At 49.5% G+C, this 20,873-nt stretch carries 14 protein-coding genes and 1 tRNA gene; 7 read left to right on the top strand and 8 right to left on the bottom strand.

What is annotated here, in order from left to right:
- Positions 1 to 2: 2 nt before the first annotated feature.
- Positions 3 to 1,058: a substrate-binding domain-containing protein gene (locus tag LMS44_RS21985; RefSeq protein WP_278371003.1), complete on the top strand. Its 1,056-nt coding sequence runs from the start codon at positions 3 to 5 to the stop codon at positions 1,056 to 1,058.
- A 138-nt stretch (positions 1,059 to 1,196) separates the two neighbouring features.
- Here the strand turns inward: LMS44_RS21985 and LMS44_RS21980 are convergent, their stop codons facing one another.
- The 3 genes from LMS44_RS21980 to dctP all read right to left on the bottom strand — a co-directional run bounded on the left by LMS44_RS21980 (position 1,197) and on the right by dctP (position 4,071).
- Positions 1,197 to 2,480 carry a TRAP transporter large permease gene (locus LMS44_RS21980; protein WP_009286147.1) on the bottom strand — a complete coding sequence of 428 codons (1,284 nt, stop codon included), beginning with the start codon at positions 2,478 to 2,480 and terminating at the stop codon, positions 1,197 to 1,199.
- On the bottom strand, positions 2,477 to 2,983 hold the full coding sequence (locus LMS44_RS21975; protein WP_278371045.1) for a TRAP transporter small permease: 507 nt from the start codon (positions 2,981 to 2,983) through the stop codon (positions 2,477 to 2,479). Before LMS44_RS21975 ends, LMS44_RS21980 begins: the two co-directional genes overlap by 4 nt.
- A 62-nt stretch (positions 2,984 to 3,045) precedes the next feature.
- Positions 3,046 to 4,071, bottom strand: a complete 1,026-nt coding sequence (gene dctP, locus LMS44_RS21970) for a TRAP transporter substrate-binding protein DctP (RefSeq protein WP_278371002.1) — start codon at positions 4,069 to 4,071, stop codon at positions 3,046 to 3,048.
- Between the two features lie 555 nt (positions 4,072 to 4,626).
- Here dctP and LMS44_RS21965 point away from each other — a divergent pair.
- On the top strand, positions 4,627 to 5,679 hold the full coding sequence (locus LMS44_RS21965) for a GlxA family transcriptional regulator (protein WP_278371001.1): 1,053 nt from the start codon (positions 4,627 to 4,629) through the stop codon (positions 5,677 to 5,679).
- 99 nt (positions 5,680 to 5,778) lie between these two features.
- On the opposite strand, the gene LMS44_RS21960 is transcribed toward LMS44_RS21965, so the two are convergent.
- Genes LMS44_RS21960 through LMS44_RS21950 form a run of 3 tightly spaced genes read right to left on the bottom strand, consistent with a single transcriptional unit; the run spans position 5,779 to position 8,600 of the window.
- A complete protein-coding gene (locus tag LMS44_RS21960) occupies positions 5,779 to 7,041 on the bottom strand; it encodes a TRAP transporter large permease (protein WP_278371000.1) in 1,263 nt (420 codons plus the stop codon).
- The gene (locus LMS44_RS21955; protein WP_039858023.1) at positions 7,038 to 7,535 is read right to left on the bottom strand and encodes a TRAP transporter small permease; all 498 of its coding nucleotides are present in this window, start codon (positions 7,533 to 7,535) and stop codon (positions 7,038 to 7,040) included. The genes LMS44_RS21960 and LMS44_RS21955 overlap by 4 nt, the downstream gene beginning before the upstream one ends.
- A gap of 27 nt (positions 7,536 to 7,562) precedes the next feature.
- Entirely contained in the window at positions 7,563 to 8,600 is a 1,038-nt protein-coding gene (locus tag LMS44_RS21950; protein WP_278370999.1) for a TRAP transporter substrate-binding protein, read from the bottom strand.
- Positions 8,601 to 8,868: 268 nt separating this feature from the next.
- On the opposite strand from LMS44_RS21950, the gene LMS44_RS21945 reads away from it, so the two are divergent.
- Positions 8,869 to 10,260, top strand: coding sequence for an FAD-binding oxidoreductase (locus LMS44_RS21945; RefSeq protein ID WP_278370998.1), 1,392 nt, complete (start codon positions 8,869 to 8,871; stop codon positions 10,258 to 10,260).
- A gap of 14 nt (positions 10,261 to 10,274) precedes the next feature.
- Here LMS44_RS21945 and LMS44_RS21940 read toward each other — a convergent pair whose 3' ends face one another.
- Both LMS44_RS21940 and LMS44_RS21935 read right to left on the bottom strand, forming a co-directional pair.
- Positions 10,275 to 11,240, bottom strand: a complete 966-nt coding sequence (locus LMS44_RS21940; protein ID WP_278370997.1) for a LysR family transcriptional regulator — start codon at positions 11,238 to 11,240, stop codon at positions 10,275 to 10,277.
- A 107-nt stretch (positions 11,241 to 11,347) separates the two neighbouring features.
- The gene (locus LMS44_RS21935) at positions 11,348 to 12,343 is read right to left on the bottom strand and encodes a TRAP transporter substrate-binding protein (protein WP_339935232.1); all 996 of its coding nucleotides are present in this window, start codon (positions 12,341 to 12,343) and stop codon (positions 11,348 to 11,350) included.
- Between the two features lie 144 nt (positions 12,344 to 12,487).
- On the opposite strand from LMS44_RS21935, the gene LMS44_RS21930 reads away from it, so the two are divergent.
- The 4 genes from LMS44_RS21930 (at position 12,488) to dptH (ending at position 20,860) form a co-directional block, all read left to right on the top strand.
- Positions 12,488 to 12,564, top strand: a tRNA-Arg gene (locus tag LMS44_RS21930).
- Positions 12,565 to 12,841: 277 nt separating this feature from the next.
- Positions 12,842 to 14,437 carry a DNA phosphorothioation-dependent restriction protein DptF gene (gene dptF, locus LMS44_RS21925; RefSeq protein ID WP_498946444.1) on the top strand — a complete coding sequence of 532 codons (1,596 nt, stop codon included), beginning with the start codon at positions 12,842 to 12,844 and terminating at the stop codon, positions 14,435 to 14,437.
- Positions 14,434 to 15,768, top strand: coding sequence for a DNA phosphorothioation-dependent restriction protein DptG (gene dptG / locus LMS44_RS21920; RefSeq protein ID WP_498946442.1), 1,335 nt, complete (start codon positions 14,434 to 14,436; stop codon positions 15,766 to 15,768). The genes dptF and dptG overlap by 4 nt, the downstream gene beginning before the upstream one ends.
- Complete coding sequence (gene dptH, locus LMS44_RS21915; RefSeq protein ID WP_498946440.1) at positions 15,749 to 20,860, top strand: DNA phosphorothioation-dependent restriction protein DptH; 5,112 nt, start codon at positions 15,749 to 15,751, stop codon at positions 20,858 to 20,860. Before dptG ends, dptH begins: the two co-directional genes overlap by 20 nt.
- Positions 20,861 to 20,873: the final 13 nt, after the last annotated feature.

Below are 20,873 nucleotides of genomic sequence, written 5' to 3'. Positions count from 1 at the left end.
CTATGAAACGGATCAAGGTAACGCCCACCTGGTGCTTTAGCGATGAAGATGGGCACCGTCTCGATACCAACCTTCTGCGCCTGCTGGGGGCGGTGCATCGTCATGGCAAGTTGACCCATGCTGCCGAAGAGGCGGGTATTTCCTACCGCCATGCGTGGAATTTACTGCGCCAGGGCGGAGAGTTTTTTGGTGTCACCTTGGTAGAAATGGCGCGTGGGCGAGGGGCGCAGTTATCGCCGCTGGGTGAAAAGCTGCTATGGGCCGAACAACGCGCCACCGCTCGGTTAAGCCCGCAGCTCGATAGCCTGAGCTCAGAGCTTAACCTTGCCATCCAGCAGCACCAGGAAGGTGTGCACCCCGTACTGCGTCTCCACGCCAGCCACGGTTTTGCGATAGAGCTGCTGCCGCAGCATTTGGGGGATCTGCAGCTTGACCTGCAGTACTGCAGCCCTCTGGAAGCGTTGGCGGCGCTTAACCGCAATAGCTGCGATCTGGCGGGTTGCCATCTTCCCAGAGGCGCGGTGGGCGAGAGCATGCGGCGCAAATACCGCCGACTGCTCAAGCCTCGCTATCATCGGCTGGTAGGTTTTATCGCCCGCCAACAGGGGCTAATGGTGGCGCCGGGTAACCCGTTGGGGATTGATGGCGTTGCAGCGCTGGCCGACAGGTCGGCCACGTTTATAAACCGGCAGGCGTCGTCGGGAACCCGGGAGCTGTTGGATGGCCTGCTGGCCGAGGCGGGTATTGCTGCATCCGAAGTGAACGGTTATGAGATTGAGGAGTACACCCACTCGGCGGTGGCGGCCTATGTAGCGGCGGGAATGGCGGATGCAGGCTTTGGTGTCGAGGCGGCTGCGCAGCGGTTTGGACTTGATTTTGTGCCGCTGGCCACCGAAGACTACTTGCTGGCCTGCCACAATCGCTCCCTGAAAGAGCCTAAATTTGACGATTTTTTGCAAGCGTTGCGCAGCGCTTCCTTCCAGGAGGCGGTGCAGCGCCTGCCAGGTTATAGCCCGAGCCAGTGTGGCTGCGTGATCGAGCTTGCCAGCTTTTTATAAGGTCGCTCTGGTTGGAAGAGTGTCAGAGGTAGCTACGTTGGTGTAAGTATCATGAGTATCGCATTTAAACTATAGGCTCTCTCTTTAGCTAGAGAGGGCCTATAGTTCAGCAATATCATTTAGTGGATTGCGGTTATTCTAAAAGGTAGTGACCCACAAAATGATGTTGGGAAATAGCGTAAATACTCCTATAGCGCCAAGTAAAATAAGCCAGTAAGGCAAGGAGGCCTTTGCAGCAGATGTTAAATTAACTTCATTTTTAGAAATGGATGATAGGACAAAGAGATTGAGTCCTACGGGCGGCGTTATCATACCGATCTCTATAAGTAGCGTGACAATAATACCGAACCAGATGGGGTCGAACCCTAAGCTTGTGATCATCGGGAAGGTGATGGGGAGAGTCATGAGAAGCAGTGATATGCCATCAAAGAAACAACCTAGCACGATATAGACGATGACGATCATCAGCAGTATGCCATATGGGCCTAGCCCAAAGTTGCCAATCGTTTCGACTGCAGTACGAGGAATGCCTAGTAGGCTGACGGCTTGAGAAAGGATCACTGTACCAATCAAAATCATACCGATAGCGGTAAACATGATTGAGGCGTGCTTAAACGCCTGCCATAGTCTTTTGAAGGTTAAATCGCCCCATGTTAAACCTAAAACGATACTGGCCACTACGCCCAAAGCCGCCGATTCCGTAGGCGTCGCGATCCCCAGGTAAATAGTTCCCAGCACGAAGAAAATAAGTACGGGAAGAGGCCATATCTCCTTGAGTCCAGTTATTACGTGCTTGAAGGTCACTTTCTCTTTAAACGTAGGGGTTACTGGCTCGCCAATTTTAGAGCGGATCATGATCCATGTGGAAAAGGCGGCAGCAATGAGCAAGCCTGGCAGCATACCAGCGATAAAGAGCTGGCCGATAGAGACGTTTTGAGTCGCTCCGTAGATGATCAATGCCAAGCTGGGGGGAATGAGAAGCCCAAGGGTGCCCCCTGCAGCTAACGTGCCCACCACTACACTTGGTTTATACCCACGTTTTGTCAGTTCAGGATAGCCAACTGCGCCTATGGCGGCTGCGGTAGAGGTGCTTGACCCGCTAACCGCACCAAACAGCGTGCAGACGGCAATGTTGGTATGGAGTAATTGCCCCGGAACACGCGCAAACAGAGGGGTTAGGCCGTTATAGACGCGTTTTGACACGCCGCTTGCGAGAAGTATTTCACCTAAAAATATGAATAGAGGAACTGCGCTTAGCGTAAAATCCGTTAGCATGTTCCAAGTTGCGTTAATCGCCAAGGGGGTGGCGCCGTTAGCTTGAAAGTGAAGCAGGAGTAGACCCGTAAGCCCCAGTGCCGCCCCTAGGATTGCGCCACTGGTTAAAAATAGAACTAGCGCCCCGCTCAAGAGTAACCAGCTCATATCGCATCCTCCGCTGAGGCAGTGTCTGTCGTGGGCTGTTTAAAACCATGGCTGAGCTGAACCAAGATGCACAGCACCATGGAAAAAGGCATGATGGCCATCCACGGCCATAAGAGAATGCTACTGATATCCGTACGCGAATTGAGCGAGAACGAGAAGTTCATGAAATTCCAGGACTCAAAGGCGAAGATGGCGCAGAACGTGAGTAATACGACGACGCCAATAAAGTCCATTATCCTCGCGATCCCTGCTGGCATCAGGTTGACGAGTATCTCTATGCGTATGTGGCGGCCCTTATTGAGCACATAAGGTAGACAAAGGAAGGTCAATGTTAAGAACAGCAGCCCCGCCAGCTCATCGGAAAAACGCAAAGGATGACCACCCAGATAGCGCATCAAGGTGCTGACGAATATCAGTGCCGTCATTGCGATACCGCTCATGACGCCCAGTAGAAAGGAGGCATAGGCGGTATGGTTCAGTACAGTGTTGATTTTTCTCATCATCACGACTAGCTCCAAGAAGAAAGAGCCAATAGGTATTGGCTCTCGATTGGTTTATGTACCCATTACTCTTCGGAGATCGCTTGAGTGACTGTCTCGTAGTAGCGTGTGCCGTCCTCGCCTGCGTTTTCCGCCATGGCTTGCCACGCCTGCCAAGCGGCGTCTACAAAGGTTTCGACGTCATCATCTGAGAAGTCGGGAAGCATGGTGATTCCCAATTCTTTACGCTCTTGGCGCGCCTGCGCTTCACGTTCTGGATCAACCGCAGTGGCGCGGGTCTCGTTCCAAATCTCTTCACCGGCTTCTTCCAGAGCCTGACGTTGGTTGTCGTTGAGGCGGGATAGTGCTTGTTCACTGATACCAAAGAGCCATGGGGAGGCAGCCCAAGGGTGTAAATAAGACTCGTACTCGGTGACTTCTTGAAGCGAAACGGTGGGGGCCACGGTAGATAAGTAATAGGCACAATCTACAACGCCTGTTTGAAGTGCCATATACATATCGTTTTGCGGAATGACTTGAGCTGAAATGCCCAATAATTCAAAAGTATCCACAAGGTGTCTGGACCAGACACGGACTTTTTTATCCTCTAGATCTGCCAAGGAGTGTACCGGCTCTTTGCAGTGCAAACCTACATCGAAAATAGGGGCAACGACGCCACCAACGATTTGAATATCCCAATCTGAGAAGCCGTCTTCATAGAGTTCCCTGATTACATCAAGAATTTCGTCATGTTGGGAAGATTCCGTAATGGCGCCCTGAGCATATACAGATGCCAAGGCAGGCGCATCACGTGTGTAATATTCACCATACAGTAGTGCCATATCGACCATGCCCTGCTGCAATACTCTCAGCATGTCGGCTTCTTTAAGACCTAAGGCGCCTGCATGGTAGACTTCGATATCAAGCTCGCCATCTGACTTTTCACTCACTAAGCTAGCGAATCTGTTGATCTGCTCTGCTTCAGGGCGAGATTGTGAAAGCCCGCTATGGAATTTCAACGAGATGTTCTCTGCCTGGACACTCCCGATGGTTGTTAAGGACAAAAGAGTTGCAGCGCCCAGAGTAACTTTTTTGCTTTTAGGATTATTCATAAGTTTATTTCTCAGAGGACAGGGGGATGGATTTTCATCTTGAATCAGTTACGACTTTCGAAAAGGTATTTTTTGCGACACTAAGGGCCTAAATAGCGACATTTGATGAACTTTTAAAAAGTACGTGGCGATGGGTATGTTTTTGTTATCTGACGAAGTAAGGCGAGAGGAAGATTCGCGCCGCGGGACGCTAGAGGCTAAGGTTGTATTAGTAGTAGGCTCATGAGTGAAAATGACAAAGCCATCTCTACCCAGTGCGATATCGAAAAGTTCAGTGAAAGCCGACTGATGTAATACTCGATTGGCTAATACGGCTGAAATTCGTACTTTTACTATAAGGTTTTTAAATAATATAACTATTTTTTAATTTTTAACCAGTCACGTAGGGTTCGTGTAAATTGGTCAATTTGATACAAGATTGGGCAGGTTTTACATGGTTGGGTTTGAGATCTTGTGGTGTTGGTGAATTCTAATTATCCTGATTTTATTGGTTTATTTTTCCATGGCGTGATTTTTGCTTAACAATAACTATGACTTAAAAAATTGAGGTTCATCATGAAGGATAAATTCTCAAGCATATTGAAAAATAAAAACATGGCTTACATTTCTTCGACTGACTCTTTAGGGAAGCCTAAGATAACAAAAAAAGTAGCTTTTATACTGCTAGAGAATTTTTCAATGATGGCTTTCACTGGCGCTGTGGATGCACTCGTTACAACGAATTTAATGCAATCTACTACGATGTATGAGGTCTTGGTGGTGGGTAGCGAGGTGCCTGCAACGGTTTCTGACTTAGGTATTGAGGTAGCCGCGGATTATTCGTTAGACCAGTTCGATGCTACAAGCCTCAATATTGATGTGTTGATTGTATGCGGTGGCCTGCGTGTACTTCCTAAAACAACCCTCCTACTGCGCAGCAAACTGAGGCATGCTGACAGTAAAGACATGATGTTAGGAGGGTTATGGAACGGCGCCTACTTCCTTGCAGAGGCGGGATTATTGAACGGCTACCAGTGTGCTTATCATCCTGATGGCCGCGCGATGATGGCAGAGCAGTTCTGGGATGTATCGGTATCTAGCCGTAGCTTTATTGTGGATCGTAATCGTATCAGCTGTGCCGGGGCGAGTAGCTCATTGAGCATGATGCTTGAAGTAGTCAGAACTGATTGTGGCAATGAGGTGGTCAGTGCAGTTGAAGAGATGCTTAGCTGTGATAAGGGCTTAGACTCCCCAGATATTTCAACGTTAGGTGTCGATCAAAACCTCACTCTGCCAGAAAAATTGAAAATATCACTGCAATTGATGAAAAATAATATTGAAGAGCCTTTATCCATATCCGAAATAGCTAATTGGGTTAATATTTCGAGACGCCAATTAGAACGTATGTTTGGTAATTACGTTAATGCTAGCCCTTCTCGATACTATATGGAACTTCGTCTAACGCGTGCGCGTCAGCTTCTTCAGCAAACTAACAAGCCCGTTGCCGAAGTGGCAGTTGCCACCGGTTTTGTGAGTATCTCTCATTTTCGCAGCTGTTTTTACCAGCTCTTTGAAGTAACACCGGGACAGTTTCGAAAGTCGTGCCAAGCTGGCGAACATTCGATGTGAACTTCTTATTTGAATTCACGATGAATGCACTGAGGCTAGATAAGCGCCACCTTAAAAAGAGAGCCAATAAGGCTCTCTTTAAAAAGTGCAAACGCTGACTTAACCACCCGACCAACCCAACATAATCGGCACGTAAACCACTAATAGCAGCACCCCGATCAGCCCCAGCAGGTAAGGGATGATCGCGCGGGTAATGCGCTCCAGCGGTAGCTGGGTGATTGATGAGGCCACATAGAGGTTGATCGCCACCGGTGGGGTAATCATACCGATGGAGAGCCCCACCACGATAATCAAACCAAAGTGGATCGGATCAATCCCCAGCTGCAGCACCAACGGCAACAGCACCGGGGTGAGGATAATCAGCGCACTGGCGGTTTCGATAAACACCCCGGTGAGCAGAATAATCCCCACGATCAGCAGCATAATCACGTAAGGGTTGGTAGAAAGTGACAGCACGGCCTGGGCAATCGCTCCCGGCACCTGCCAGCTAGACAGCGTCCAGCTCAGCACCGCCGACATGGCAATCACCAGCATAATCACCGCGGTGGTCATCGATGAACGGATCAGCAGCTTATAAATCTGGGGCAGGTTAAGGTCACGATACACAAACAGCGACACCAGCATGGCGTAGTTCACTGCCACCACGGCGGCTTCTGAAGGCGTGAAGATGCCCGAGAAGATACCACCCAGGATAATCACCGGCGTCATCAATCCCCAGCTGGCGTCTTTAAAGGTCGTCCAGATGGTTGCCAGCGACAGCGGCGTACCTTTGGGGTATTGGCGCTTATACGCCTGAGCAATCGCAATGGCCATTAATCCTAGCCCCATCGCCAAACCCGGCAAAAAACCGTTTAAAAACAGCTTGGAAACGGACTGCTGAGCGATCACCGCGTAGATGATCATCGGCACCGAGGGCGGAATCACCACCCCGATGGTGCCGCTGGCGGCGATCAAGCTGGCTGCCGATGCCGGGTCATAGCCTTTACGCTTGAGCTCCGGCACCAGGCTGGAACCCACTGCTGCGGTGGTCGCGGCGCCAGAACCGGAGATGGCCGCAAAGAACATGCCCGCCATCACCGAAACCACCGAAAGCCCGCCGCGCATAAAGCCGACTAACGAATCGGCAAAGCTGACCAGTTTTTCGCTCACCTTACCCTGGGCCATTAAATCCCCAGCGAGGATAAACATCGGGATAGCCACCAGGGCAAAGGAGTTGATGCCCTGGAACATCTGCTGGGTGACCACCATCAGCGGCACACCGGATTGATAGAGCGCATAGAGCGTGCTGGCGCCAATCGCAAAGGCAATTGGCACGCCCAGCAGCATAAACAGGAAGAACAGCCCAAACAGCAGCAGCGTCATAGCGACTCCTCCTGGGGCTGGGAGGTCTCACCGTTAATCAGCAGCTCGATGATATCGACCAGCGCATACCACGCCATAATCGCCGCACAGATCGGCATCACCGCGTAGACGTAAGTCATCGAAAGCCGCAGCGAGGCGGATTTCTGAAAGCTCTGTACCTGCATATAGCGGTAGCCGATAACGATCAGCGTGATCATAAACGCCAAAACAATCAGCAGGGCGGCAAGCCGGGCGATTTGGCGCAGGCGGCCGGGCAGGGCATCCACCACAAAGGTCACGGCAATATGCCGCCCGCGCTGAAACGCCAAGGTGCCGGCTAAGAAGGTGATCCACACCAGCAGAAAGCGGGCGACCTCCTCAGTCCAGCCCACCGCGGTGAATAGCACACGAGAGACGATCTGCAGGGTAATCACCCCAATCAGCGCCGCCATGCCCGCAAAGACCACGGGCTGTAGAATGGCGTCCAGAAAGCGTTCAGTACGCTGTAGCAACATTACCAATGGGTGCGTGTGAGTGGGCACTTACTTCACTTCCTCCTGGATGCGTTGCAGATAGTCGCCGAACTGATCACCATACTTTTCATACACCGGGGCAACGGCTTCCTGAAATGCGGCGATATCGGGCGACTCATTAATTTCCATACCTACCTCAGCTAATTCGGCTAACTGCTCTGCTTCCATGATGGCATTTTGTTCTCTGGCATAGCTAGAAGCTTCGCTGGCGGCATCGAGTACGATCTCCTGAACCTCCTCTTGAAGGCCGTTCCAGGCGGGTAAACTCATAATGAAGATCGCTGGCGCATAGATATGCCGTGTCATGGTGAGGTAGTCCTGGGTTTCCGCCAGGTTAAAGGCATGGATGGCGTTAACCGGGTTTTCCTGACCATCAATCGTGCCTTGTTGCAGGGCGGTCAGCGCTTCTGTCCACGCCATGGGCACGGCATTGGCGCCGAGTTCCCGGAACGTATCCACATAGACTTCGTTCTCGATGACGCGCAGTGTCAGGCCTTCGAGATCCTGGGGCGCATTAATCGCGTGCTGACTATTGGTGATATTGCGAAAGCCGCGCTCAGCAAATGCCAGCCCTTTAAGGTTCACATCCTCTAATTTGCCCAGTATTTCCTGGCCGATCTCACCATCCAGCACGGAGTAGGCAGATTCGGCGGTAGGGAAGAGGAAAGGCAGCTCAAACACCGAGAACTCATCAACGAAATTGGCCACGGGCCCGTTGGTGATTACGCCCATATCGACGGTGCCGATCTGCATACCTTCCAGAATGGTGCGCTCGTCGCCCAGAGAGGCGTTGGGGAAAATCTCTACGGAGACCGCACCGTCGGTCTGTTCACTGACTAACTGCAGAAAGCGTTCGGCGGCGATATGGTAAGTATCTTCTGTATTCACCACGGTCGCTAAGCGCAGGTTGGTAGGGGTTATTCCCTCGGCGTGGGCCATGAGCGGTAAACCAAGCAGGCCAGCGCATAGTAATGTCAAGTTTAACTGTTTGAATTTACTTGTATAACAGGATGCGGCGTGAGCGGTGAAGCGGGCGTTGTGATTCACATTATCTCCTAGTGATGGCTGTTCTTATTGTCTTATTGGGCTTCATCTATATCACATCGAACTAACAGGGCAAATTACTTATTTTCATTCCACTATTCGCGATAATAATCCAAAAAATCTTTATAGATCTGGGGCTTGAGAGTGGTGATGGTTAGCGCTAGCCTGCAAACATTACGATTGATTAAATGCCTTGGAAGGTAATTGTAAGGCCTAGTCGGTGGCTAAGTCTTGCTACCCATGGCAACGCCAGCTAAAACAGGAATAACCAATGGATAAGTTGCTTAACGACCTAGTAGCGGTAGTCGGCCCAGAAGGCGTGCTGCTTGGGGAAGATGTCTCCCAGCGTAGCGTCGACTGGTTTACCGGGGCGCCCTGTCGTGCCAAAGCCATTGTAAGGCCCCGCAACACCGAACAGCTTAGCAAAGTCATGGCCTTATGCTATCAGGCCGACCAGTTGGTGGTGACCCATGGCGGCATGACCGGCATTGTGCACGGGGGGGAAGCCAGCCCCGAGGAGCTGGTGGTTTCCTTGGAACTGATGAACCAGATCGAAGAGGTCGACCTGGTCGGCTCTACGATTCAGGTTCAGGCCGGGGTGACGCTCCAGCGTGTGCAGGAAGCCGCGGCGGAGATTGATATGCAGTTTCCGCTCGACCTTGGCGCCCGGGGCTCGTGCACCATTGGCGGCAATATCGCCACCAATGCAGGCGGCATACGGGTCATTCGCTACGGCATGATGCGCCAGCAAGTGCTGGGGCTGGAAGCCGTACTCAGCGACGGCACCGTGGTCAGCTCGCTGAACAAAATGCTCAAAAATAACGCTGGCTATGACCTCAAACAGCTATTTATCGGTAGCGAAGGCACGCTGGGTATCGTCACCCGCGCAGTACTCCGGCTGCAGCCACATATGCCCAGCGAGCAAACCGCATTGGTTGCGGTGCCCTCCTTCGATGCCTTGACCCAGCTGTTACGCAGGGTCTCCCAAGAGCTCGCCAATAGCCTTAGCGCCTTCGAGGCGTTGTGGAATAGCCACTACAAGCTGGTGACCACCGAGAGCGGCAAGCACGCGCCCCCGCTGGCCGACGACTCGCCTTTCTACGCGATCATCGAAACCCTGGGGCTTGATGATACCCAGGATGCAGAGCATTTCTCAGAGATTCTGCAAAAGGCGATGGAAGACGGCTTGATCACCGATGCCGTGCTGGCCAGTTCCGGTGCCCAGCGCCAGGGTATCTGGGCGATCCGAGAGGATATCGAAGTGCTGGTGCACCAGCTGAAGCCGATGTTCTCCTATGATATCAGCCTGCCGATTCCTCATATGGACGCGTACGTTGATACCCTGGAGCAACACCTCAAGGCGCAGTTTCCCCAAACAGGTAAAATGATAGTGTTCGGCCATCTTGGCGATGGCAACCTGCACATCATGATCACGGTGCGTGACGACAGCTCGCAAAGCCGCCGCCAAGTGGAGCAGTTGGTTTATTCCCCCCTGAAAGAGTACGGCGGCTCGATCTCTGCCGAACATGGCATTGGCCTCGAAAAACGCGACTACCTCAGTATTTCCCGCTCCAGCGAGGAGATCGCTTTAATGAAGCGCATGAAAGTCGCACTGGATCCCAAGCTACTGTTGAATCGAGGCAAAGTCGTGGCGGTGGAGTGAGTTTGGCGGTTTGATTAAGGGTCGCCCAGGGCGGAGGGGGCTGGTGTCATCAGCTCCCGGGTTAACTGCCGCAACCAGTGTATGCCAGGATCGTGATCCTTTCTTTCATCCCAGCACAGGCAGACTTTGAACGCCGGTACGTCCAGGGGCAGAGCGTAGAACTTCAAGCTATTGTTGCGGCAAATGACCCTGGCCGCGCTCTCTGTCACCACACAAAGCAGTGCTGTGGACACCAATATTTCCTGCAGCGGGTTGATGTAGGGCGTCTTGGCGACGATTTTCCGCTCTAACCCCAGCTCCCTCAGTTTTTCATTAATTAACAGCGGGCTGTCTTCACGATGGGACAAAGCGACCTGGGGGGAGTTTAAAAAAGCCTCAAGGGTAATGGCGCTGCTCTCGCCATGAAATGTCGCATCACCCACACAGCCAATCACATCGTCAAACAGGTACTCATGATGAGAGGTGAGCGGCAAGGTTTCGAACTGCACCACCGCCAGGTCGATATCGTGCTCTTGAAGGACTTGTTGAGCACCTTCTGCGCTCGCGATGCGCGTGGAGAGCATGTTGAAACACAAATCTGGCGCGTGTTCCAAGCAGTGCTGAATAAGCTTGGGTTGTAGCTGTTGGCTGACATAGTCCACCAAACTGACCCGAAACTCCCGCTTTGATGTGGCAGGCGAAAACTCGTTACTACTGTGAACTGCCTGATCAAGGTAGAACAGCCCTTTGGCTACAGCTGCATCCATCTGCCGGGCAAGCGGGGTCGGTTGCATGCCGTCCAATGTCTTGATGAAAAGCGGGTCGTCCATTAATAGGCGGAGCTTTTTCAGCGAGTGACTAACGGCCGGTTGCGTCAGGCAGAGCGCTTGTGCGGTGAGCGTCAAACTCCTTTTCCAATACAGCGTGTGAAAAACCAATAGTAAATTGAGGTTTATCTTATTGAGCCTGTTCGCTAGCTTCGTATGGGTGGTGTCAGCCATCAGGCGTGTCTCTTGATTGGAAGGGCCGTCCCGGCGCGGGAACGGCCCTCAGCCCCTGCTGTAAAAGCACTGTATCTAATGTCGGGCTTGCCTCTATGGGAAGCGAATTACTTGAGTGCTTCCTGGATGCGCGGCAGGTAATCACCGAACTGTTCGCCGTACTTCTCATATACCGGCGCAACGGCGGCTTGGAAGGCCTCCATATCGGGATCGTCGTTGATCTCCATGCCCGCATCGCGCAGAGCCTGCAGTTGTTCGCTTTCCATCTCTGCATTCACCTGGCGCTCATGCTCCGCTGCTTCCTGTGCCGCCGCTAGCAGTACCTCTTGGGCATTTTCAGGCAGTTGGTTCCAGGCGGGCATACCCATCACAAAAATCGCTGGCGCATAGGTGTGGCGGGAGAGGGTCATGTAGTTCTGGGTTTCATCCAGGTTGAACGAGTGAATCACGTTCACCGGGTTCTCCTGACCGTCGATAGTGCCTTGCTGCATGGCGGTGAGCGCTTCCGTCCACGCCATGGGAATCGCGTTGGCGCCCAGCTCGCGGAAGGTGTCGGTGTAGACCGGGTTCTCCATTACGCGGATGCGCAGGCCGTCCAGATCTTCCGGCGAGTTTACGGCACGCTCGCTGTTGGTCAGGTTGCGGAAACCGCGTTCGGCGTAGGCCATACCTTTCAGATTCACCTCAGAAAGCTTATCGAGCAGCTCCTGGCCAATCGGGCCATCGAGCACCTCATAAGCGGCTTCCGGGGAGGGGAACAGGAACGGCAGTTCGAATACCGCCATCTCTTCGACAAAGTTGGCTACCGGCCCGTTGGTGATCACGCCCATATCCACGGTGCCGATCTGCATGCCTTCCAGCAGCGTGCGCTCGTCACCCAGTGAGGCGTTGGGGTAGATCTCGATATCTACCTTGCCGTCGGTGCGCTCTTCTACCAGCTCTTCAAATTTGGTGGCGGCAATGTGGAAACCATCCTGCTCGTTGACCACGTGAGCCAAACGCAGAGTGACGGGATCCATATCAGCAAAATCAGCGGCGTTCGCGGCGCTCACCAGCGCCAGTGAGATGCCCAGTGCCAGCGTGCTACGTGCAAATGTTTTCATATTATTGTGTTCCCAATGGACTAAGGTGCAGAAGTGCTCCCAAAGCATGCACCACACCAGGGAAAATGGTCAATTGACTAAAGGTACTCAAGCGCCATACGGCTGGACACAGCGCCCCTGCACAGTTACGATACGCACCCACAAGCGCCCGTAGCTCAGTTGGATAGAGTATCGGCCTCCGAAGCCGAGGGTCGCAGGTTCAAATCCTGCCGGGCGCGCCATAATTTCAAGGGCTTACGTTAATGCGTAGGCCCTTATTTTTTGTCTGTGACCACCCTGTGACCAAGTCGTGGCCATAACCTCTTCATTACCTGCCTGATATGTCTATTCGATTATGACCTTTGGCTTTTTCTTGCCACTAGTATGGTCACAAGTGTACGTTTTCTTCGATTCACTAAAATTAAGCACTATGGTAGCCTGAAATGACCTTCGGCCTTTGAGACGTATTGGACACAGTGCCATTCTTCGTGATTGTCAAACCAGGGATGAGAAAACAACGTGCAGTTTAAACGGTTGCTAGACACCCTTGCTAGGTCGTCAGCTCAAGCGGTCACCACGCTGGGGCAGGGACAAAAAGAACAAGATGAGCTAAAAAACTACCTCTACGTTGAAACTGAAATCGAGAAAGATTTCAGAAGATTACTGGACTCCAACCCGACACCGGATACTGTGATTTTTCTATGCGGCTCATCCGGCGACGGCAAGTCAGAGATTCTCAAGCGTTATTACGAAAGTTACTCGAACAATTTCAGGTTTCATTTAGACGCGACGCATGCCTTTAAGCCAGATCAAAATGCGATTGATGCTCTTGATCAGCTGTTCGATGAGCATCATCAATCTGCGAAGCCATTGGTTATCGGCATCAATGTTGGAATGCTATTCAATTTCTCGTCGCAAGGGGCTGCACGACACGAGGAAATCAAGAACGCAATTGAATCCTACCTGCAGAATGGGAAACAGGCTGCATCCTCATACGGGTTCCTGAACTTTGAGCAATACCCAAAATTCAGCATTGAGAACGGAAAGGCCGGGTCGAGCTTTATTAGTGAACTGATTTCGCGCGTAGTTGCTTCCACTGAAAATAATCCGCTACATCTGGCATATCTGGATGCGGTGCAAACGGATCCCAGCAAACTGACGCTGAACTATGAGTTGCTCAAACACGAGAAGGTGCGTGATCGTATAGTCCACCTGCTTCTTTCTGCTAGGTTAAAGTTTGATCAATTTCTTTCTGCGCGGGCCCTGCTTGATTTCGTACACCATTTGGTCTGCGGTCCCAGCTTACTTTTCAACAATCTATTTGTGGCTGGCCATAATGATTTGAGTGACATTATCAGCCACTTTGACCCATGTACGATTAGGTCTCGGAGTATTGACCAGTTTCTCATACAGCATCCTCTAGGCATAAGAGAGGCGGCTTTCGATGATTTCCAGAATTCAGTGCAGGAAACCCTTGGCGTAGTCGACATTGAGTCGGCTGGTTGGTTGCGATTTTTCTACCTGTTTCAAGATATCGCCATTGGGAATGAATTTCATCAACAGTTTCAAAAGGATTTTGAACAGCCGCTCTACGACAGATACATTGAGATTTGGCGTTTACATAAAAGCTATGATGGAAGCGCTGAGGAGCGTAAAAAGCTGAGAAGTTTCTATAAGAATGAGCTTTTATCGGCACTGGTTCGATTTGGAAATAGGTTGGATCCGTCATTAACTGCAAAGCAGCACTTATTTTTGTGCTCCAGAAATGGCGTCTTTGTTTCGGCAGTTGCCAATATTAAACCTGACCTTAAAAGAATTGAAAATGAAGAGGTGGCTAATATCCACGAGTTTCCGGTTTGTCTTAAGGTTGGTGATGAAACACTTAAAAAGTTTAATGTAAATCTTAGTTTTTATGAGTTGGTTTCTAAAATAAACGATGGCTATAGACCAAATAAACACGATAAAAATACGATCGTGATTTTGGAGGAGATCGTCGACGACGTAATAAAAGCCATCATTGGTTCAAACAAGTTAATGCTTTCAGATGGTAGTCAACACGTTTATCTTACAAATGAAATTGAAGGCAGTGAGATTGTCGTCGGAGGTGTCGAATGAGTATTTCCGATAACTTGCTTGTGCTGGATGAGCAAGAAATTAAGGGCGTAAACTTGGTTAACCATTTTCTGCCGTTTCGATCTCAGACATCTGGCCTTGATTTCGAAGCAATAGCTGGAAGCATATTGAAGGCGGCGCTTCAAAAGCGGCTCGAAAATGGTTCAACGTTAGAAAGCTTTAAATCTTACTTTTTTGAAAGTTTGCAGTGTAAACTTACGGATCAGGAAGTTCAGCCTCTTATCGAAAAAATGTATTTCGATGATAATGCGGCCGGTTTGTTTAAAGTTTCGCCGGAGTTTCTAATTTTTAAATCAGCGCAGGCTGAGGCGTCTACTAATAAACATATTGCGCAAGTTTTTATCGGTTTCATTTGTAACTCGGGCCGAAGCTTTTCGAAGCTCAGTAGTGAAGTGAATTTCTTAGAGCAAGAACTTGTTGAAGCGTTCCAGCAGCGATTGACTGATTGTAAAGAAGATCCCGTTGAGAGTCCTTATCTTCCATTTATGGCCGAACTCTTTGCTCAAGATCTGGGCTTTCTTTTAGAGCACCCCGGATATTTCCTTGACAACCTTAGAGTGTTCTTTAGTCTTTACACATTTATGTATAGCTCTCAGTTGGCATTAAATATCAACGATTGGACGGAGAAGCCTGTTAGTAAACCACTTTTCTTCATTCTTGATACCGAGAAGGCTAGCTTAGAGCGAAATCAGGTTAGAGAAGCTTTTCGACACTTGAGGATAAAAGCTTTCGATCTATTCCCAGTCCTTTCTATGCTTGAATACCTGAATCAACCGAAGGATAAGAAAGCGAAAAAATTTCCGCTTTGGAAGTTTTTTCTAGAGATCAACGAAATGGATGCGTTACAGCGAAATAACGTTAATGAATCACTGGTAAGGTTCTGCGAAAGATATCGAGAAAAAAGGAAACTTCCACCCTTTGAAGAGTACCCTCAAACAACGAAAGAACTGATTGAGGTACTTAGTATAACTGCCAAGGAAATCTTTGGAACAAAAGGTACGAACCAAAACGATGTAAACAATAGGTATGTTAACGCATTTGTGAATGAAATTGCACCGCACTTTGTCCAGGTGAGAGGTCGCTCAGGGAGAGTGCTGACCATTTCTCAAGATTATCTACTTCTACTCACAAACCTAGCTATCGGTAGTAGAAAGCAGGTTCAGTTCCAAGAGCTGCTTCAGGAGTTTAGAAAACGTGGGGTCTGGTTTGACAGGCAGTCAGAGCAAGCGATCATCAGGTTTTTGGAGCGAATTGGTAACGTCGAGCGAATGAGCGATAGCGGAGATGCGGTTTATGTCCGAAAAACACTTTGAAGCCTTCTTGGTAAGCAACCTACGTGGTTGGCTTCAGTCCCGTATAGAAGCGGGCGCCCGGTATCAGTTCAAGTCACCAGACCCAGAAAATACGAATGCCCTTGTCTCTGAGTTGCTAACGCGGAGCGATGGTCAACTACGCTATGGCGAGCATGAACTCTCATATCTCGAAGTTAATGATGTGCGTTTGCTGGTGGCAGGGCATTTGGAGCAACCTGATATCGAGAATGGTTGTTATACGGAAAACTATATATCAAACCTGCGAGATACCGTGGCGGCTCAGATGCCTCCTTTCGAGGGATGCGCTTTGCTGATCGTGCATAACAGCCTCCTTGATACCCTGATTAATAGTGCGTTCGACTTGGCTCAGGGCGACGCTGTTTGGTCGCCGCGTCAAACGAAAAATGAGCTGGATCTCATGATATCTGGTGGGCTTGAGAATCAAGTTGCTTCCCGGTGTCTCTTAGAGCACCAAGCTCGGATAATCACAGAAGAAGGCTCCAGTGTATTCGGATTTCGGCACCTCCATGATGCATTGCTAAACGGAGACTTGCGTTTCCAGGAACTAGGGCTGTTCAACGACCCTCAGGTGTTAAGCAACTCAAGCGAGAAGCAGGTAGCGCGCCGACTGGAGTCGAATCGACAGCTAAGAGAAGAGATAGAGTTTGCTGTTGAGCATTTCCCGAATGACCTGGAAGACAAGCTGACTAAGTTTGGATCAAAATTCATACAAGAACATTTTGGAGGAGGAGCCGAGGTTCCCTGGACCGAACTCAATTACCAAGAGTTTCGAGACGAGGAGGAGCTCCAGAAAAAGCTGACTCTCGACTATGGAGGGATCGAGGTTAAGGGCTGCGAAATTGACGTACGAGACAAGAAAGATACCTCGGCAGGGAGGCGAGATAAGCATCTGATTATTGAAGTTCCGAGTGGTCAGGGCATGTTCAGTTTCAAGATCAAGTTCGTTGGTCAGCGATTAGAAAAAAAGGAGCTTTTGGTTACCCCAAAAGCCATGTCTGACGTTATTGACATTGATTTCTCTTTTAGAGGTGATAAGTCGACATTCACTATTTCGGGATCATGCAGTGTTAAACCTGGATTTTTTAGCCTGAGACTCAATCGAGATTCTTCGAACGAAAAATACAGCTTCCATTGCCTGGTCGTCCAACAGGGAGACTTTCATCTGTCTGCCTTTGAGAATCGCTTTCTCATCGATAGAAAGAGGAGAGCGCTCGTACTTCAGGCAGACCAGCATTGCCTTGACGTTAATCCTGACCTAACCACCGAAGCGGTGTTATCCGACAGTGGTGAAACAATTGATATAAATTCGGTGGGAAAGGTCGATTTCGATCAGCTCTATGATGAGTCTGATGAAGTTAATTTCACCCTGGCGAATGGTGACAGATCACTCTTTGTACTCGTCGAAGGTGAACCGAGCAAAGAAGCACTTCGGCTACCAGTGATTTTTGATACAAGCCGATTTGCCAGGCTTTTTAAAGACGATAATTTCAATGGTGTGTATCGGCCAGGAAAAGAGACGGTTGTCTTCGATAATCAAGAATCGGGGCCAGTATTCTTTCGAAAAGCTTTGCTTCAGGCAGAGTCTGCTTTCGTTAATGAAGAGTACATTGAATGGGACAATGATCGACGCAAAGGAATTCCACTTTCAAGCCTTTCGCTCTCCGATGACAGAATATATCAAGCTTACTTGGCCCTTGTTACTTACTTTCAAGAGCGTAAAACGTTGCCCTCCTTGGCCAGCTGGGGGCCTGAACTTGTTGAACTCGGTAAAGAGTATATTCTGGCTTGCGTTGATTACTTAGAGAAAATTCAGACGGGTAAGCCGCTCGATAGCTCGGAACGGCTGGTGATTCGCACCGGGCTGGCAATAGTTGAGGAGCGTCAATTTTTTACTCCGTTCCATCCGCTGGTCATGGCCTACTATCTGAGTTTAGTTGAAGAGATTGTTGAAGATGGAGAGGCGCGTAGCTTTCGTGAACTACCAGAGGTTACTAAAGGACGATTAAATGCACGGGGATTGATCCCTCATCTTTTCGACAGAGATAATCGTTATAGCTATACACAGGCAGTACCAGAGAATCCTCTCTGGTTGGAGGTAGTGGCACATCAGGATACAAGCTTCGATTTTGTGATAAACCTTGTAAAGCACAAGATTGAGGAGTTCACGTCTACATTTGAGCAGCTATTCTGTCAGGTCGATGATGCCCCGCTGCTGATTAACTCCGTTAACAACGCAGAAAACGCAGAGTTGTTCAGAGGGCTGGTGTCCTACTATCAGGCGAACTTACTTGGTGGTCGTCACATACACGTCAATCTCTACGACGAGAAGCTTGTCGAGACTGAGTTTGATGTTTTCGCTGAGATGGGGATGTATGACGCAATCAAAGAACGTTATGGACTCGATCGGGGAGCTGCACGTCGTAATGCCGATGCGGTAATTGATTTGCTGCGGACAAGGCTAACGTTTAGCAAGTTTCAGCATAACCATGTGGAAGAGCAGGCTTATGCTCACCTGACATTCTTCAAGAATGATCAGAAAGTAGAAGCTGTGGACAACAACATAGATGAACACCTCTCGGGTGTAGCCTGTGCTGGACTGTTGTCAGGTGAGTCTTCGAGGAGTGAAGGCGACCGATACTTCACGGCATTTGGCTTGAAAGGTGTCGATTACAATTCTTTACCTCACTTGAAGCTAGCCAAGTTGATAGGAACGCTTTGGCGCCCCTCTCAGTCGAAGAATGATGTCTATCATGATCATTCGGCTACTAGCCTTGCGGTGAGTCAGGAGTTTATGTCCTTGCTGGAGCGCTCTTACGATAGTTCGGTATGGACGACCATTATAGATCCAAAGGTCACGCTGAAGTTTTTTGAAGCCACCGAAGGCGTGATCCTGATTCACTACTCTGATCAATACACAAGCTCGTCGGGTTATGATGCGATCACTGTTACTAAACAAGTTGATCTGTATAAGAATGTCCTGGGCAATGCCGGTAATGAATTGATTCGAGAGTTCAATGCATTCAATGGTGAATGGCTGCTCAGACTGATTACCGACTACTCGAAAGAAAAGATTGCGAAAGAAGGCATTATCGGTACCTATAAAATCGTTAGTGCCCTTTTGGCCGAATCAGATATCACGTGGATTCCTATCTCTGTCGCCGAGATGATAAGAGTGGCTGGCAATATTGGCCTTGCAATGACCGATAGTGATTTCTCGCGCCACAATCGCAAGATTAAAAAAGGTGCAATTTCTGACGACATCTTGTTCGCAGGTTTTAGGGAAGGCCAGCTCTACCTTTTACCTGTGGAGGTAAAAGCCGGGGGCCGCCCTGATTTCTCCAAAGCGAGAGAGCAGGCGCTTGAGTTGAAGCGATACATGGAAGAAGACCTCCTGGGGCCGGATACGCTTGCGTCGCGTCTCTATCGCGGACTATTCATTCGCCAGGTGCTTCTTCAAATCGAGAAGTATCAGTTGTATCAAGTGTTCGAGGATAGCCATTTTGCGGACTTCCTTAACCATCGCGAAGAGTGGCTAGAAGGGCAGTATGGAATTGGTCAGCTGCAGAATTATCCCTGCGCCATGGTCGTTGCTCATATCAATAATGAATCCTGTTTTGAAGAGAAGTACGAGCTCACGGAGGGTGTTCTACAGGCTGAAATACCGATGGGGCTTCTCGATAAGCTGGTAAGAACCCCTTACCAAGAACTCAAAGGGAAAATCGACAATTCCTCACTTCTTCACGTGCCCAAGAAATATTTTCTGCAGCCTTTCACTGAACAAGAGCTGACAGACGTGAAAGAAGATACAGCGAAGGAGTCTGGTTCTAATCAGTCGGAAACAGTTATGTACCCGTTTTCAAAGCAAGATAGTGGTGTCTTCCCTACTGCGGCTGATGATCCTTCCGAAGAGAGAGTAAACAATTCCGTACCTGGAACACCCGCCGAGCCACTCAAGGTCGAGTTTGGCAAGGATGTTCAAAGCGGTGAGGTAATCTATTGGGAGCCTACGAATACCGAAAAGCTCTTCAATACGAATACCGGAATTATTGGCACGATGGGTACAGGGAAGACGCAATTCACTAAGTCCTTAATTACTCAGCTTGTTCGTAATCAAAATCATAACGTTGACGGAGCCCCGATAGGGATACTGATCTTCGACTACAAGGCTGACTACGTTAAAGACGATTTTGTACAGGCGACTAATGCCAAGGTTTTCGAACTTGACTGCTTACCCTTCAATCCATTTGCCTTGTTTGGAGACAAGAAAAAGCTACCTGTGCATGTTGCTGGTCAGTTCATTTCATCGATGACAAAGTCTTATAACCTGGGTGTAAAGCAGCAAAGTAAATTGCGAACGGTGATCAAGAATGCCTATGAATCTGCCGGTATTTATTCGAATGACGAGAGCACTTGGAATAGACCTGCTCCAACCCTGGAAGATGTGTGGGCTGCATTTCAGGAGCAGGAGAAGATGGACCACGACTCCTTATACGCAGCTCTCGAAGTACTATCAGCTTATGAGATCTTTGAGCCGGACACGAGTAAGACTCAGTCACTCTATGACCTAATAGATGGTGTCACCGTCATCAATCTTTCGGGATACGATCGAACCATCCAGAACCTAGTTGTCGCACTGACGCTAGATCTTTTCTATACACAGATGCATCAGCAAGGTAGCTCGAAACTTGACGGTAACTTTCGCCAGATCTCTAAAATGATTCTGGTCGATGAAGCCGATAATTTTATGTCTCAGGACTTTGAAAGCTTGAAGAAGATATTGAAGGAAGGACGGGAGTTTGGCGTTGGAACTATCCTTTCAACACAGGAACTGACGCACTTCAAAACCGGCGACAATGACTACTCAACGCTTATCCTCTCTTGGGTGATTCACCAAGTAGCCAATATTAGATCCCAGGAAATCAAGGCCATCTTCAATACGCAGACCAAACAAGATGAAGAGTACTTTATGGGACAGATCCGTAAGCTACCAAAGCATTACAGTCTATGTGTAGATGGAAAGAAGAAGGTCGCCAAGGTGAAAGATTTGGCATTTTGGGAATTAAAACAGTGAGCTGGCGTGTGAG

It is taken from the genome of Halomonas profundus (genome assembly GCF_020865425.1).
In the GTDB taxonomy this organism is placed as follows: Bacteria; Pseudomonadota; Gammaproteobacteria; order Pseudomonadales; family Halomonadaceae; genus Vreelandella; species Vreelandella titanicae.
This window is presented reverse-complemented; position numbering and strand designations above follow the sequence as displayed.